This is a genomic window from Methylobacterium sp. E-005, from assembly GCF_022829725.1.
GTDB lineage: Bacteria > Pseudomonadota > Alphaproteobacteria > Rhizobiales > Beijerinckiaceae > Methylobacterium.
Genome location: NZ_JAKSYG010000256.1, coordinates 37,506 through 52,983, shown reverse-complemented (window position 1 = coordinate 52,983; position 15,478 = coordinate 37,506). Strand labels below are relative to the sequence as shown.

9 protein-coding genes are annotated in these 15,478 nt (G+C 67.9%); 6 read left to right on the top strand and 3 right to left on the bottom strand.

The window, feature by feature from the left end; all coding sequences use genetic code 11:
* Nucleotides 1-20: 20 nt before the first annotated feature.
* A complete protein-coding gene (locus tag MKK88_RS31180; protein ID WP_279602656.1) occupies nucleotides 21-1,598 on the bottom strand; it encodes an ABC transporter substrate-binding protein in 1,578 nt (525 codons plus the stop codon).
* 732 nt (nucleotides 1,599-2,330) lie between these two features.
* Between MKK88_RS31180 and MKK88_RS31170 the strand changes: the two genes are divergently transcribed.
* The 3 genes from MKK88_RS31170 to MKK88_RS31160 are packed head-to-tail and all read left to right on the top strand — an operon-like array spanning nucleotide 2,331 to nucleotide 6,236.
* Nucleotides 2,331-3,827: a DUF4153 domain-containing protein gene (locus MKK88_RS31170; protein ID WP_244007252.1), complete on the top strand. Its 1,497-nt coding sequence runs from the start codon at nucleotides 2,331-2,333 to the stop codon at nucleotides 3,825-3,827.
* 31 nt (nucleotides 3,828-3,858) lie between these two features.
* Nucleotides 3,859-4,560 (top strand): response regulator transcription factor, encoded by a 702-nt coding sequence (locus MKK88_RS31165; RefSeq protein WP_244007250.1) that lies wholly within the window; start codon nucleotides 3,859-3,861, stop codon nucleotides 4,558-4,560.
* Nucleotides 4,557-6,236, top strand: a complete 1,680-nt coding sequence (locus MKK88_RS31160; RefSeq protein WP_313902366.1) for a HAMP domain-containing sensor histidine kinase — start codon at nucleotides 4,557-4,559, stop codon at nucleotides 6,234-6,236. The genes MKK88_RS31165 and MKK88_RS31160 overlap by 4 nt, the downstream gene beginning before the upstream one ends.
* Here the strand turns inward: MKK88_RS31160 and MKK88_RS31155 are convergent.
* Nucleotides 6,233-6,667 carry a DUF2809 domain-containing protein gene (locus tag MKK88_RS31155; RefSeq protein WP_244007248.1) on the bottom strand — a complete coding sequence of 145 codons (435 nt, stop codon included), beginning with the start codon at nucleotides 6,665-6,667 and terminating at the stop codon, nucleotides 6,233-6,235. The two genes, MKK88_RS31160 and MKK88_RS31155, sit on opposite strands and share 4 nt — an antisense overlap.
* Nucleotides 6,668-6,972: 305 nt before the next feature.
* A complete protein-coding gene (locus MKK88_RS31150; RefSeq protein WP_244007246.1) occupies nucleotides 6,973-7,638 on the bottom strand; it encodes a DUF2268 domain-containing putative Zn-dependent protease in 666 nt (221 codons plus the stop codon).
* A 338-nt stretch (nucleotides 7,639-7,976) separates the two neighbouring features.
* On the opposite strand from MKK88_RS31150, the gene MKK88_RS31145 reads away from it, so the two are divergent.
* From MKK88_RS31145 to MKK88_RS31135, 3 genes are read left to right on the top strand one after another with little or no spacing between them, the layout of a single operon-like run.
* Nucleotides 7,977-9,200 carry an efflux RND transporter periplasmic adaptor subunit gene (locus MKK88_RS31145; RefSeq protein ID WP_313902365.1) on the top strand — a complete coding sequence of 408 codons (1,224 nt, stop codon included), beginning with the start codon at nucleotides 7,977-7,979 and terminating at the stop codon, nucleotides 9,198-9,200.
* An 11-nt stretch (nucleotides 9,201-9,211) separates the two neighbouring features.
* Complete coding sequence (locus MKK88_RS31140) at nucleotides 9,212-12,361, top strand: efflux RND transporter permease subunit (protein WP_244007241.1); 3,150 nt, start codon at nucleotides 9,212-9,214, stop codon at nucleotides 12,359-12,361.
* A 6-nt stretch (nucleotides 12,362-12,367) separates the two neighbouring features.
* Nucleotides 12,368-15,424, top strand: a complete 3,057-nt coding sequence (locus MKK88_RS31135) for an efflux RND transporter permease subunit (RefSeq protein ID WP_244007239.1) — start codon at nucleotides 12,368-12,370, stop codon at nucleotides 15,422-15,424.
* Nucleotides 15,425-15,478 lie beyond the last annotated feature (54 nt).

Sequence of the window (15,478 nt, the reverse complement as noted above, 5' to 3'; positions counted from 1 at the left end):
CGGCCCTCCGGCCCACCACGTCACGCTTTCCGGACGTTGTAGAACAGCGGGAAACCCTTCAGCAGCCCCGTCACGGTGTTGCGCCGCGCCGTCGGCTGGAAGAAGATTCCGAGGGGCAGATAGGGCACCTCGGCGAAGGCCTGCTCCTGCAACTGCCGGCAAATCGCCAGCTGCGCGACGGGGTGAGAGGTCTCGAGGTACTTATCCCGCATCGCCTCCAGCGCTGCGCTGGTCGGCCAGCCGTAGATGCCCTTGGTGCCGATGCCACGGATGAACTTGTTGTCGGCCGGGGTAATCGTGCTGACCGCGGTCGTGAACGTGCACATGGCGCTCCACCCGCCCGCCTCGACCGGCTGCATCGAGCCCCAACGCTGTGCCATGGTGCCCCAATCCAATGCCTGGAAGTCGACGTTGAGACCGATGCGCTGGAACATGTCGGCCATCACTTCGCTCATCGCGTTGATGCTGGCGAAGTCGGTCGGCGCCATGAACACCACGCGCTCGCCCTTGTAGCCTGACGCCTGCACGGCGGCTTTGGCCTTGGCGAGGTCCGGCGTGCGCGACAGGCGCTCCATCCCCGCGTCGTTAGTCATCGGCCCCGGGGTCATGTATCCGATGCCGTCCCGCCACATCGTCGGGTTGTCACCCGCCACCGCCGTCATCACGTCCGCCTGGCTCAGTCCCATCAGCAAGGCCCGGCGAAGGGCGGGATTGTTGAACGGCGGTTGGAGGTGGTTGACGCGCATCAGGCCGAGGAAGCCCGCCTCATCCTGAACTTCCGTGCGCAGGTCGCGGTTGCGGTTGAGCGACGCGACGAGGTCGGGGATCGGCTGTTCCCACCAGTCGATCTCGCCGGTCTGCAGCGCGGCGGCGGCGGTGGCGGCATCCGGGATCGTGCGCCACTCCACCCGGTCCAGATGGACGATTTTGGGGCCGGAGAGGAAGCTCGGGGTTCCATCCTCGCGCGGGACGTAGGCATCGAATCGCTCGTAGACGTTGCGCGCGCCTGGGACGCGCTCGGCGGAGAGGAATCTGAATGGCCCGCTGCCGATCACCTCCGGGACCGGCTTGAAGGGGTCCAGCTGCGCCAATCGCTCCGGCATGATGCAGGGCATGTTCGTATTGGCCTTGCCGAGCACATCGGGCAGGGTCGGGAAGGGCCGCTTGAGACGGATCCATACCTCGCCATCGGAAGGCGCCGTCATCTCGTCGATGGCCGCCATCAGATCGAAACCGTAGAGGTCGCGTGCGCCCCAACGCTTGAGGCTCGCGACGACATCGCGACCGCGCACCGGCTGGCCGTCGTGGAAGCGCAGCCCGTCGCGCAAAGTCAGCCGCCAGAGCAGGCCATCCCGCTCGACAACGTGTCCGGCGACCATCTGCGGATGCGCCACGTAGGCGTCGTCAACCCCGTACAGGGTGTCGAAGACCATGAAGCCGTGGTTGCGGGTGACGAACGCGGTGGTGACGATCGGGTCGAGGAGAGCGAGATCGGCCTGCGGCACGAAGCGGAGCAAGCGGTCTTTGCCCGCGGCCCGGGCGACTGCTGGCATCGCGAGACCAGCGCCGGCGAGTTGCAGAAACTTACGCCGCCGCATCCTCATGATCCTGATCTACCCTTCGCGCCTTCTCAATACCCCCAACAAGAAGCATGCCGTTCAACCTGCTGACCCGTGAAGCTTGGCAGCGAGGCGCACGATGATTTCAGCGTGACCCAGAATTTCGGCAATGTGTCGTCGTTCTGCTTTTGGCCGCAAGCGGTCTGGCGACTTTCGGTTGCGCGAGGCGCCAAACCGGACAGCGCAGCGTTTTCGCTGCCAGCTGCCAACGCTCACGTTTTTCCGACGTTTGAATTTTCGACGCAGTTTTCCGACAGAACCCGGTAGGCTCGGCGGGCGCAACATGCATCGTCAGCGTTTGTCGGTAAGACGATCGCTTCCCCGACATCACGAACTGCAGGACGAATGTCCGACAAGGATCGAAAACAAAACGTCCGCCTCCGAATTAGGGGACGAAGTTAGACTGCCATCTTGGACGGTCATTGCGTCCCACCAGGATTTGGGACCGTGTGGTCCGCGCGTGCACTACCTTAAACCGCCCCGCGTAAAACTTGCCTAGAAGGAAGCGCTCTGCACAAAGCCTGCACAAAAGTCCTGACCCGCTGCACGTTCTGTCCCTCGCCGGTGCAAGCTCCGGCTTCATGCTGCGGTCGTGAGTTCGAGGCGGCCTCGCCATCGGTGATCGAGACACGCGATCGTCCGTCAGAGGTTTTCGCCGCTCCGCCGTTCGGCGCGCCCGCGCCGTTCGGTTCTCCGACCGCAGAGGCCCGTATGACATCCCTGCCCCTGGACGCGCCCGCGCCCGCAATCTCCCAACCCCTCCCGAAGCTTGTGCTCGCCGGCGCCGTCGCCTTCCTTGGTGACCGTCTGTTCTATGACCATCCGCTGGGGATCTCTCTCGTCCTATTCCTCGCGCTGATCGGCATCGCAGCGCTCGTCACCGGGTGGCATCGCATTCGCGCTCGCGATCTCACTGCCGCACTCGTTCTGCTAATCGTCGGCCTCGCCCCACTGATTGAAACAGTCGGCTTCGTGTCCGTGATACTCGGGATCGTCGGCCTCGCCCTGTCCGTCGCGGTGCTCACCGGTGGCTTGAACCGGCGCGCGGGCGCGATCGTCGCGGCGGCCAGCGGCATCCTCCTCACGGGTCCGTTCGACCTCCCGCCGGACGTCTACAGGGTCGCGCGTCGGGCCGTGAGCGCCGGGCGCGCACCGCGCGTGGCGACCCTCATCGGCTGGGGCGTGCCGATAGCGCTCTGCGTCGTCTTCGCCGGATTATTCTCGGCGGCCAACCCCCTGATCGAAGGGTGGATCTCGGGCATCCCGTGGTCGGCGCCGATCCCGAACTTCGACCTCCCCCGCATCCTGTCGTGGCTGATGCTGCTCGCGATCGTGTGGGCCTTCGTCGCCCCGCGGGCGGGAGGCCGATCGAAGCTTGCAGGCGACGCGGACTCTCACGCCGCGGAGATGACTGTCGCCGTCGCACCGCCGGTCCTGTTGCGCCCGTCCATGGTCCTGCGATGCCTCGTGCTGTTCAACCTGCTCTTCGCCGTTCAGTCGGCGACGGATGTTGTCTACCTTTGGGCTGGCTTCGCCCTGCCATCTGGCGTGACCCACGCCGCCTACGCGCACCGAGGGGCCTACGCGCTCGTCGCAACCGCACTTCTCGCCGCAGCCTTCGTCCTTGCGGCGCTGCGCTCTGGGGGGGTGGGGGAGCGCTCCCCCCTCATCCGGGCCCTCGTCTGCGTATGGATCGGCCAGAACGTCCTGCTGGTCGCCTCGGCGATGCGGCGGCTCGACCTTTACGTCGAGGCCTATGGGCTCTCGATCCTGCGCTTGGCGGCGCTGATCTGGATGGCCCTGGTCGCCGTCGGCCTCGCGCTCATCCTCGCGCGCATCGCCCTGCGGCGCAGCAACGCTTGGCTCGTCCGGGCCAACCTTCTGGCGCTGGCCGCGACGCTCTATGCGTGCGCGTTCGTGAACTTCGCAGGTACGGTGGCGGACTACAACGCGGAGCGCTGGTCCCGGACCGGGCAGGCGTTCGACTTCGTTTATGCGATGAGCCTCGACGCCGAAGCGATCCCGGCGGTCGACCGGGTCCTGGCAGACTACGACGGCCCTCAGACCGAGTACGCCCGGTGGTGGCGTGGGTGGCACGCACGCGACCTGCGCGAGCGGATGCGGGACTGGCGCGCCTGGACGTTCCGGGATCAGCGGCTTCTGAACTACCTTGGCGCCCACCCCGACGCACCGTCCCGCGCGCGGTGAACCCTCGAACTGGCCGGCACGACTGACGCTCATGGACCGCAGCATCCTCGTCGTTGATGATGATCCACACATCCGCGACGTCATCCGCTTCGCGCTGGGGAAGGCTGGCCATGCGACGCGGGTCGCCAGCGACGGCGACGAGGCGCTGGCCGAGTTCGGTCGGGAGCCTCCGCGGCTCATCGTTCTCGATGTCGGGCTGCCGGGCATCGACGGCCTGGAGGTCTGTCGCCGTGTGCAGCGGACCTCCGAGGTGCCGATCTTGTTCCTCTCATCCCGCGACGAGGAGATCGACCGGGTGCTCGGCCTGGAGATCGGCGGCGACGACTACGTGACCAAGCCGTTCAGCCCGCGCGAGCTCGTCGCTCGCGTGGGGATCATTTTGCGCCGCACCGAGAGGCCGCGCCCCGCCCCGGCGGAGGACGGGGTCCTGCGGCGCGGCCGCCTGATGCTCGACCCGCCGCGACACACGGCAACCTTCGACGGGGCAGCGGTCCCACTCACGGCGGTCGAGTTCGCGATCCTACGGGCGTTGGCCGTGCGCCCCGGCTATGTCCTGGACCGGGACCGGTTGATGGATGCCGCCTATGGCGGCCGCGTCGCCGTCTCCGACCGCACCATCGACAGCCACGTGCGCAACGTCCGCGCCAAGTTGGCCGCGCTCGGCTGCGCCGACGTAATCGAGACCGTGCACGGCGTCGGCTTCCGGCTCGGACCCTGCGGATCGTCGACGTGATCGCCCAACCTGACGCGGCCTCGGCAGTCCATGAGAAATGGCGGCCGAGCCTCGGTCTCGTCGTCCTGGCCATGCTGCTGACGGTGGCGCTCCTCCCGGTGTTCGGCCTGTCCTTCGTCAGGCTGTACGAGAACCAGCTCGTCCGTCAGGCCGAGGGCGAGCTGATCGGTCAGGCCGCCGTGCTGGCCGCGGTGGTCGGGCGCGAGATCGCTGTAGATCCGGCACGCGATGCCCTGCTCGGTCCGGCCGTGACGGCGGCCGACCCGGCCGCCATCGAGCCGACCTTGGACCTGACCGTGGATCCGATCCTCGGCCGCCGGCCGGACGCGACCGACGCCCCGGCATCTCCGCCGGTCGCCGCAGCGCTCGCCGCACGCCTCGCGCCGCTCCTGCCTCAGATCCGGGCGATCACGCTCGCCGGCTTCAGGATCGTCGACCGCGACGGCGTCGTTCTCGCTGGCGGTGACGAAGTCGGACGGTCGCTGGCCGGGGTGGAGGAGGTCGCCGCCGCGTTGCGGGGACAGTTCCGGGCCGTGATGCGGGTCCGGATCTCGAAGCACCCGCCGCCGCCGCTCTACGCCCTCAGCCGCGGCACCGGCGTACGGGTGTTCGTGGCGTTGCCGGTGCTCGTCGAGGGGCGCGTGGCCGGGGCGGTGTACGCCTCACGGACCCCCGACAACATCGTGCGGCTCCTGTACGGCGAGCGCAACAAGGCCGGTCTCGCTGGGCTGATCGTCCTGACCATGACGCTCGCCATTGCCTTTGTATTCACACGAACGATCGGACGCCCCATCGACACGCTGATGGCCCGCGCGGCGGCGATCGGTCGGGGTGCGCCGGTTCCAGCCGATCCCGGAGCGCGGTTCGGCACGCGTGAGATCGCAGCCCTCGCGCGCAGCCTCGATGCGATGGCACTGCGCCAGCGCGAGCGTTCGGACTACGTCGCCACGTTCGCCAGCCACGTCTCGCATGAGTTGAAGACGCCGCTGACTGCGATCCAGGGGGCGGCGGAATTGCTGCGGGACGAGGAGTGTGAGGCCTTGGGCGACCACGGCGACGATCCGGGCGCGACGATGAGTGCGGCTGAGCGGCGACGCTTCCTCGACAACATCGTCGCCGACACAGTCCGGCTCGGCGTACTTCTGCGACGGTTGCGCGCGTTGGCCCGCGCCGAGGGTGTTGCTTCGGAAGGGTCCACGTCACTTCGGGCGATCACGGCGGACCTCCAGGCCCGTTTCATCGATCTCGACATCCAGGCCGGCGGCGCGCTCGACCACCCGCTGCCTCTTTCGCCGGAAGACGCCGGCATCGTGTTCGGCCACTTGGCTGACAACGCCGCCCGTCACGGTGCAGCGACCCTGCGCCTCGACGCAGCATTGGTGCGTGAGGGGCTGCGCGTGCGCGTCGCCGATGACGGACCTGGAATTCCGGACCGGGACCGGGCGCGGGTATTCGAGCCGTTCTTCACGACGCGCCGCGAGAGCGGCGGGACAGGGATGGGTCTGAGCATCGTGCGCGCGCTCCTCAGTGGGTGCGGCGGGTCGATCGTGCTCGCCGCCGCGGAGCGCGGAGTTACCTTCGAGGTCGGACTACCTCCGGTGGGCCGTCGAGAGGCAGCAGCGGCGTTGCGCGATGATGGCCGGATCAAGCTGAATGCCATCACCGGGGGGGCCTAAGCCGGAGGTTGCCGGTACGGCAAGTTTCGCCGGGCGATGAGCCACTCGCACCAAGCGGCTGCGCGGATCCCGGCCGCGTAGGCGACGAGGTTCCATGGCGAGAAGATCCGACCCAGGAGGAGTGCCCCCGGGAGCGTCAGCCGGAACGCGTCGAGCCAGGGCTGGTGATAGAGGCGAAGCAGTTCGATGGAGAGCGCGACGAGTCCGGCCACGGTCGCTGTCGCCGCGATTGACCACCGGGGCAGCAACGCCGCGGACAGGCTGTAGACCATCGAGGCCCAGAGCAGGGATCCACCGTACTTGAGCGCGAAGCGGGGCAAGCCGAGCGGGACCAGACGCCAGACGAGGCCGATCCCGATCAGCGCAATCGAGAGGGCCAGCCAAGCCGGACGTGATCGCGGTCGGCTTGGCGTCGAGTGAACACGCGTCATCGATGTCGCCACGTGTGTCATACCTGTGGAACTTGGTGGGACCGACGCGTAGCTGACAACGTGAAGGCTTGCGTGGAGTCATACGCGGCAGCTTGCCGTACCATCGGACCGTTCCGTAAGCCGACGTTATGCGAACGGCCGGTTGAGGATCACAATTCAGCCTGCGCCCTTCGCCGGGGAAGCAGCCGTACCGCTTCTAACCTGTTACGGCCATAAGGGAGAGGCACCGGCTGATCCCGAAAGCAGCCATCATCTGCCATTGGCCAGAGTGAGGAGAATTCAGAAGCGGCCTCGCCGGTCGCCGGTTAGAGGTTCGACAGCGTGCGTCCGCGGGCGGCCTTGATAACGTCGTGCGCGGGGACGTTGACCCAGGCGTCGCCGCCAGTGTCTGCCCCTGCGTCCAGCCAGTCGCCCACGATCCTGTAGCCGAGGGTGTACCCGAGCCAACGCGGATACCGTCCACCGAAGCCGAAGAACCACGCACCGTGGTCGTGCCCGTTGCCCACGAGCGTCGCGTTGTCCGGCAAGTTGGCTGCGAGCACCTCATCGGTCACAGCGCATTCCCAAGGCGCGGGCGGCGAGTTGAACAGGCGGCTGACGAACTGCCCTGCCAAGCCCTCGCTGACGAGGGCCTCACCCAGCGTCCAGCCATAGCCGGGACCGGCCATGCGCATGCAGTGATGGGCCTCATGCGCCACCGTCCGGCGCAGATCGCCATCACGCAGCGAACGGGCGAAATTGGGGTTATTGGGGTCAATGGTGAGGGAGAAAAGGCCGGCGCGCGTGGCCTGTCCCGTCGTGCCGGTCTCCGGGATTACCGCGCCGGGCAAGCGCTGCACGAGGATGTCGAGCGGCGACACCGGCAGCACGGTGCCTACAGCCGTTCGGGCGATCTCGACCTCCGCGGCGATGGCGCTACGCCAGGGAGTCAGATCGCCAGACGCTTCAAGCCAATGTAACTGCCAAGTCATCCTATGCCTCCTCGGGCTCGGCAGCCTCACCTTGCCGTGAGCGGCAGGAGTGGACAACTCGGCCTAGGGATCAGAGACGGGCACCGTGATGAAGTCTGCTTCACATCATTTTCCATTGATCGCAATCCATATATCTCAGAGATGTGATAAAATTTTAAATTGATAAATATTTTACGCAAAATGAGGTCGAAGTACATATATTATAGATTGCAAGTGCTTGCAAAATACGGCAATAATCTATGATAAACTAGAAATTGCAGCGACATATCTGCACGAATTACCTTGCCACTTTGTATGGCTTAGCTAATGTTGCGGCGCACATCGTCCAAAGGTGGAGCATGCGCAGGTTCGCGATCGGTCTCGGAACCGGAATGGTCTTGTCGTTTGGCGTGATGGTAGCCTGGCCCGCCGCGCCGGACTGGCTCGCTTCGCAGCGCGGGAAAATACTTCCGGCGGGGCCGTCCGTTCAGTCGGCATCAGGGGGAGCGCCACCGGCTAGACCTCCACAGACTGCCGCCCGTGTCGCGGTCGAGGCGACGCGCAGCAGCGACGTGCCGATAACCCTGTCGGGCATCGGGACTGTCCAGGCCTACAACACCGTCGGCGTGCGCTCGCGCATCGATGGCGAGATCACCCGGGTCCTGTTTCGCGAAGGCCAGGACGTCAAGGCGGGCGATCCCATCGCCATTATCGACCCGCGCCCACTCCAGGCCCAGCTTGATCAGCAGGAGGCAACGCGGCTCAAGGACCAAGCGCTCCTCGACGGCGCCCTGCTCGATCTCCAGCGCTACGAAGCCCTCGTCCTCAAGAACTTCGCCAGCCAGCAGCAGGTCGACCAGCAGCGCGCGCTCGTCGCCCAATACCGAGCCCAGATCAAGACCGACGAGGCTCAGATCGCCTACGCTCGGACACAGCTCTCGTACACGAGCATCACCGCGCCGCTCACCGGCCGCACGGGCGTCCGCTTGGTCGACCAAGGCAATTACGTCCGCGCCGGCGACGCCTCCGCGATCGTGGTGGTGACGCAGCTTCAGCCGATCTCCGTCCTCTTCACCCTGTCTGCCACCGCCGTCGCCCAGAGCCGCCTGACCCTCGGCGAGATCAAGGCGCCGGTCAGGGTCTATGCCGCCGACGAGAAGACCCTCCTCGACACCGGCACAGTCGAACTCGTCGACAACCAAGTCGATCCCGCCACCGGCACGATCAAGCTCAAAGCGAGCTTCCCGAACGCCCGGCTCACGCTCTGGCCCGGCAATTTTGTCAATGGCCGCATCACCGTCGGTGTCCGCTCCCAGGGCGTCACGATCCCGCTCGCCGCCCTGCGCCACGGTCCGCGCGGCGACTTCGTGTTCCTCACCCAGGACGGGCACAGTGTCGTGGCCCGATCCGTCACCCCCGGCCAAGTGAGCGACGGCCGCGTCCTCATCGAGAACGGGCTCAAAGCCGGCGACCGGGTCGTGACCGAGGGACATTACCGGCTGGAGAACGGCACCCCGATCACGATCATCGACAAGCCGGAGGCGCCACCCCGCCCCGCGTCCTCGCCGCGTACGCCGAGCTGACGGCCGCGGCGATGTCGGCCCCCTTCATCCGGCGCCCGATCGCGACGGCTTTGCTCACCCTCGCGCTGCTCCTGCTCGGCACCATCGGCTACCGAGCGCTGCCAGTCTCCGCCCTGCCGGCGGTTGATTTCCCGACCATCCAGGTCACCACCACCTATCCCGGTGCCTCACCAGAGGTGATCGAGACCGCGATCACCTCGCCGCTTGAGCATTATCTCGGCCAGATTACTGGCCTCACCCGGATGAACTCCACCAGTGCCGCAGGCACCAGCCAGATCACGCTGCAATTCGACCTCGCCCGTCCGATCGCCGTCGCCGCTCAAGATGTCCAGGCCCAGATCAACGCAGCCTCGGGTTGGATGCCCGTCAGTCAGCTCCCCGGCCCGCCGGCCTACCGCCTCGTCAACCCCGCCGACGCACCGGTCCTGATCCTCGCCCTCACCTCCGAGATCCTGCCTCTGCATGAGGTCAGCGACTACGCCCAGACCGAGGTGATCCAGAAGCTGTCTCAGGTGCCGGGTGTCGGCGCCGTGACGATCGAGGGCGATCAGACCCGCGCCGTGCGCCTCGACGTCAGTCCCGGCCGCCTCGCTGGCCTCGGCCTCTCGCTCGAGGACGTCCGCCGCGCCGTCGCGGCCTCCTCCACCAACCTGCCCAAGGGCAGCCTCGACGGGCCAGAGCAGGCCTTCCAGGTCGGCGCCAACGACCAGCTCCTCGAGGCCGAGGCATTTCGCGACGTGGTGATCGCCTACCGCGACGGCGCGCCGGTTCACCTGCGCGACGTCGGCACCGCCCGCGACGGGGTCGAGAACACCGACCTCGCCGCCTGGTTCGATGGCAAGCCCGCCATCCTCCTCGACATCCAGCGCCAGCCCGGCGCCACCACGATCGAGGTCGTCGACGCCATCCACGCCCTGCTGCCCAAGCTCCGCGCCGCCCTTCCGCCCGCCCTCAAGATCGCGGTCGTCACCGACCGCACGGTCTCGATCCGCGCGGCGATCGCCGACGTGCAGTTCACCCTGGTTCTCACTGTGGCCCTGGTGGTGCTGGTAGTGTTTCTGTTCCTGCGCAAGCTCTGGGCGACGGTGATCCCGAGCCTTGCCCTTCCGGTCTCGCTGGTGGCGACCTTCGGGGCGATGGCGTTGCTGGGATATTCCCTCGACAACCTCTCGCTGATGGCGCTCACCATCGCATCCGGCTTCGTCGTCGACGACGCCATCGTGATGATCGAGAACATCGTGCGCCACATCGAGGCCGGGGAGGCGCCGCTTCCGGCCGCCCTGAAGGGCGCGCGCCAGATCGGGTTCACGGTGGTGTCGCTCACCGTGTCGATGGTGGCGGTGTTCATCCCGCTGCTGTTGATGGGCGGCCTGGTCGGGCGGCTGTTTCGCGAGTTCGCCGTCACCCTTTCCCTGGCGGTGGTGATCTCAGGCGTCGTCTCGCTGACGCTGACCCCGATGATGTGCGCCCGGCTCCTCGCCCCCGAGTCGCCGGGCCATCAGCCGGGCCGGCTGTTCCGCTGGAGCGAGGCCGGGTTCGAGGTGCTGACGCGCCTCTACGTGCGCGGCGTCGATCGGGTCCTGACGCATCGCCGCGCCACCCTGGCGCTGTTCGCCGTCACGGTCGTTGCGACCGCCGGGTGCTACATCGCAGTCCCCAAAGGCTTCATCCCCGAGCAGGATACCGGGCTCCTCGTCGGCGCCACCGACGCGCCGCAGGACATCGCCTTCCCGGCCATGGCCAAGCGCCAGGGCCGCATCGCCGCGATCCTGGCCCAGGACCCGGCGGTGACCGCAGTGTCGAGCTTCGTCGGCGTCGGCACCGTCAACCCGACCCTCAATACCGGCCGCCTGTACATCGATATCGGCCCGGCTGACCGGCGCGACCCGGCCCCCGTCGTCATCGCCCGCCTACGCCGGGCCGTCGAGGCGGTGCCCGGCATCGCCCTCCACCTCCAGGCGGCACAGGACCTCACCATCGAGACCCGGGCGGCGCGCACGCAGTACCAGTACACCCTCCAGGCCCTCGACGCGGAGGCAGTCCGCCTCTGGAGCCGGCGCCTACTCGCCGCCCTGCGTGCGGAGCCGGCGCTCGCCGACATGACGAGCGACCAGCAGGACGAGGGCCTGCAACTCGCCCTCACCATCGATCGCAAGGCGGCGGCGCGCTATGGCATTACCGTCGACGCCCTCGACCAAGCCCTCTACGACGCCTTCGGCCAGCGCCAGATCGCCACGGTCTACGGCCCGCTCAACCAGTACCGGGTGGTGCTCGGCCTCGATCCGGCCCTGAGGCAGGCGCCGGACATCTTCGATCGGGTCTACGTCACCACCGGCACCGCGCGGGCACCGACATCAGGGGACGCCGCCAACGGCCTTGGCACCGGCTACCACGAGGCCGGGAGGGCAGTACCACTCTCGGCCTTCGTACGGGTCGAGCGGCGGGTGGCGCCGCTCTCCGTCACCCATCAGGGCCTGTTCCCCGCCGTGACCCTGTCGTTCAACGTCGCGCCCGGCTCCTCCCTCGGCGCGGCCGTCGAGGCCTTGCACCGGGCCGAGCAGACGATCGGCCTTCCCGACACGGTGACGACCGGCCTCTCGGGCGCGGCGGCCGAGTTCGCCGCATCGCTCAGGAGCACCGGGATCCTGATCCTGGCCGCGATCGTGACCGTCTACATCGTGCTGGGCGTGCTCTACGAGAGCGTCATCCACCCGCTGACCATCCTCTCCACCCTGCCTTCGGCCGGTCTCGGCGCCCTGCTGGTCCTGATGCTCGCCGGCATGCCCTTCGACCTGATCGGGCTGATCGGCATCCTCCTGCTGATCGGCATCGTGAAGAAGAACGCCATCATGATGGTGGATTTTGCCCTGGAGGCGCAGCGCGAGCGCGGTCTCGCGCCGGAGGCGGCTATCCGCGAAGCCTGTGCCCTACGCTTCCGCCCGATCATGATGACGACCTTCGCGGCCCTGCTCGGGGCGCTGCCGTTGGCGCTCGGCGACCACATCGGGGCCGAGCTGCGCCGCCCGCTCGGGGTCGCAATCGTCGGCGGCCTGATCGTGAGCCAAGTGCTCACCCTCTACACCACGCCGGTCATCTATCTGGCTTTCGACGCGCTCGGCCGCGGCCGCCGACGGTCCCGGGCCGTCCTCGTGGCGCCGTAGCGACCCGTGAACCTCGCCACCCCCTTCGTCGCGCGGCCGGTGGGTACCGCGCTCATCGCCCTCGGGCTCCTGCTCGTCGGCCTCGTCAGCCTCACCCGGCTGCCGATCGCCTCGCTGCCCAACGTCGAGCGCCCGACCATCGTGGTCCAGGCGAGCCTGCCCGGCGCCAGCGCCGACACTGTCGCCTCCGCCCTCGCCCAGCCGCTGGAAAACCGCCTCGGCCTGATCGCCGGCCTCAGCGAGATGAGCGCGTTCAGCGCGCTCGGCGGAACCCAGATCACGCTCCAGTTCACGCTCGCGAAGGACATCGACGCGGCGGCCGGCGACGTGCTCGCGGCGATCAACGCGGCGAGGCCCGACCTGCCCAAGGATCTGCCGCGTCCCCCCGTCTACTACAAGGCTAATCCTTCGAACCTCGCCGCCATCGTGCTGGCGCTGACCTCCGACATCCTGCCGCCGAGCGAGGTCTACGAACTCGCCGACAGCGTCGTGGCCGCCAAGCTCGCAGCCCTGCCGGGGGTGGCACAAGTCAACGTCTCGGGTGCCGAGCGGCGGGCGGTGCGCATCCGGGTTTCGCCGCACCGGATGGCGAACATGCAGCTTTCCCTGGAGGAGGTGCGCGCGGCCGTCCGCGACGCGAGCCGGAACCTGCCGAAGGGCGCGGTCACCCTCGCCGACCAGACCTGGACGCTCTCGGCCAACGACCAGCTGATCCGGGCCGAGGACTGGGTCGACGTGATCGTCGGCTTCCGCGGCGACCGGCCGATCCGCCTCGGCGACGTCGCCGAGGTCACCGACGGCGTCGTGAATACGCGGCTTGCGGGCTGGTTCAACGGCGAGCGCAGCGTGGTTGTCTACGTCCGCAAGCAGCCGGACGCCAATGTGGTCGAGACCGTCGATGCCGTGAAGGCGGCCCTGCCCGACCTCGCGCGCTGGCTGCCACCCTCGCTGGAGGTGCACACGCTCTACGATCGCACGGTCCTGATCCGCGAGTCGGTCTCCGAGGTGGCCCGCACCATCGCGATCGCGATCGGCCTCGTGATGGTCGTGGTCGCCCTGTTCCTGCGCCGGCTCCCCGCCACCCTGGTCCCGGTGATGAGCATCCCGATCGCGCTGGCCCTGACCCTCGCGGCGATGGAAGTCCTCGGCTACTCCCTCGATAACCTGTCGCTGATGGCGCTCACCATCGCGGTCGGCTTCGTGGTCGACGACGCGGTGATCGTGGTCGAGGCAGCGGTGCGCCTGATGGAGGAGGGCCGCTCTGCTTCCGCCGCCGCGCTCGAGGCGGCGCGCCGCATGGGCGCTACCATCGTGGCGATCTCGGCCGCCTTGGCGGCGGCCCTGCTGCCGGTTCTGCTGATGCCCGACGTGATCGGGCGCTACTTCCGCGAGTTCGGGCTGACGCTGGTGGCGGCGATCGCCGCCTCGGCCCTGGTCTCCCTGACCCTGGTCCCGATGCTGTGTGGCCGCTTGCTGCCGCGGCGGAGGGACGATCATCCTCCGTCCGCCCCGTCCCGGCCGGCCCGTGCCTACCGGGCGAGCCTCGCTTGGTGCCTGCGCCACCCGGGCCCCGTACTCGCCGCCCTGGCGGCGAGCGCCGCGGGCTCCGCCGGGCTCTACGCCGCCCTGCCGAAGGGCCTCATGCCGACGCAGGATACCGGGATCCTGCAGGTGCGCACGCTCACCAGCCCGAACGTATCCTTCGCCGCCATGGAGCGGCTGCAGCGCCAAGTCGCGCAGCAAATCCTGCAGGAGCCCGCGGTCGCGGCCCTGAGTTCCTACATCGGCGGCGACGGCTCGTCGCTGAGCAACGGTAACCTCTATGTCGGCCTCAAGCCGCTCGCGGAGCGTCCAGGCGTGGAGGTCGTGGTGGCGCGCCTGCGCGAACGGCTCGCCGGGGTGCAGGGGATCCGCACCTTCTTCAAGCCGCTGCAGGACCTCAGCCTCGGCGGGCAGAGCGCGACCGCGCGCTATCAATACGCGATGGTCGGCCCCGATCCGGACGCCCTCTGGACGGCCTCCGAGGCGATGCGCAGACGCATGCTGGCGATGCCCGAACTCACCGACGTCGTGACGAGTGTCGAGCGCGCCGGGCTCGAGGCCGGCCTTGTCATCGACCGGCAGCGGGCGGCGCAGTTCGGCGTGACGCCGCTCGCCATCGACAACACGCTCTATGACGCGTTCGGGCAACGGCAGATCCAGATGATCTACCTGCCGTCGCGCTACGCCCGGGTGGTGCTGGAGGTCGAGCCGGCGGCGCAGGGCAGCCCATCCTCGCTGGACGGGCTCTACGTGCCGGGGGCGAGCCTGAGTCGACTACAGGTGCCGCTCTCGGAGGTGATGCGCCCACGCCGGGCGCATGCCGCGATGTGGCAGCGCCATCTCGACGGGCTGCCGAGCGTGACCCTCTCGTTCAACACCCGACCAGGGGTGGCGATTGGCAGTGCACTAGCGGCGATTCGGGCCACCGAGCAGGAGCAGCACCTACCCGACGAGATCCGGGCGAGCTTCCGGGGCGAAGCGGCGGAAGCTGAGAAGTCTGAGGCGCGTCAGCTTTTTCTGGTCGTCGGCGCAATCTTGGCGATCTACATCGTGCTGGGGGTGCTCTACGAGAGCCTGATCCATCCGCTGACGATCCTCTCGACGCTGCCTTCGGCGGTAGTCGGCGGCCTCCTAGCGCTTCACGTCACCGGCACACCGCTGACACTGGTGGCCTCGATCGCCTGCGTGCTTCTGATCGGGATCGTAATGAAGAACGCCATCCTAATGGTGGACATGGCTCTCGTGCTCCAGCGCGAACAGGGACGCCAAGCCACCGAAGCAATCCTGGAGGCGGCGCTCACCCGAGCACGACCCATCCTGATGACGACGCTGGTGGCGGTGTTGAGCGCCTTACCGCTAGCGCTCGGAACCGGCCCGGGCCACGAACTCCGCCAGCCGCTTGGTCTTACGGCGGCAGGTGGACTGCTCGTATCCCAGCTTCTGACGCTTTACTCGACGCCCGTGGTCTTCTCGGTCCTCTCCCGTCTCGTCCAACGTTGGTCCGGTTTCTGCCGAGGTTGAGCACCATTGTCCACCAAGCCGGCAGCAGGCCACTATGCGCTATGATTGCGATGG

What these genes read in the sequence shown, in the direction of transcription:
- MKK88_RS31180 (WP_279602656.1), bottom strand. Translation starts at nt 1,598, where the DNA reads ATGCGGCGGCGTAAGTTTCTGCAACTCGCCGGCGCTGGTCTCGCGATG.
- MKK88_RS31150 (WP_244007246.1), bottom strand. Translation starts at nt 7,638, where the DNA reads ATGACTTGGCAGTTACATTGGCTTGAAGCGTCTGGCGATCTGACTCCC.
- MKK88_RS31170 (WP_244007252.1), top strand. Translation starts at nt 2,331, where the DNA reads ATGACATCCCTGCCCCTGGACGCGCCCGCGCCCGCAATCTCCCAACCC.
- MKK88_RS31140 (WP_244007241.1), top strand. Translation starts at nt 9,212, where the DNA reads ATGTCGGCCCCCTTCATCCGGCGCCCGATCGCGACGGCTTTGCTCACC.
- MKK88_RS31165 (WP_244007250.1), top strand. Translation starts at nt 3,859, where the DNA reads ATGGACCGCAGCATCCTCGTCGTTGATGATGATCCACACATCCGCGAC.
- MKK88_RS31145 (WP_313902365.1), top strand. Translation starts at nt 7,977, where the DNA reads ATGCGCAGGTTCGCGATCGGTCTCGGAACCGGAATGGTCTTGTCGTTT.
- MKK88_RS31155 (WP_244007248.1), bottom strand. Translation starts at nt 6,667, where the DNA reads ATGACGCGTGTTCACTCGACGCCAAGCCGACCGCGATCACGTCCGGCT.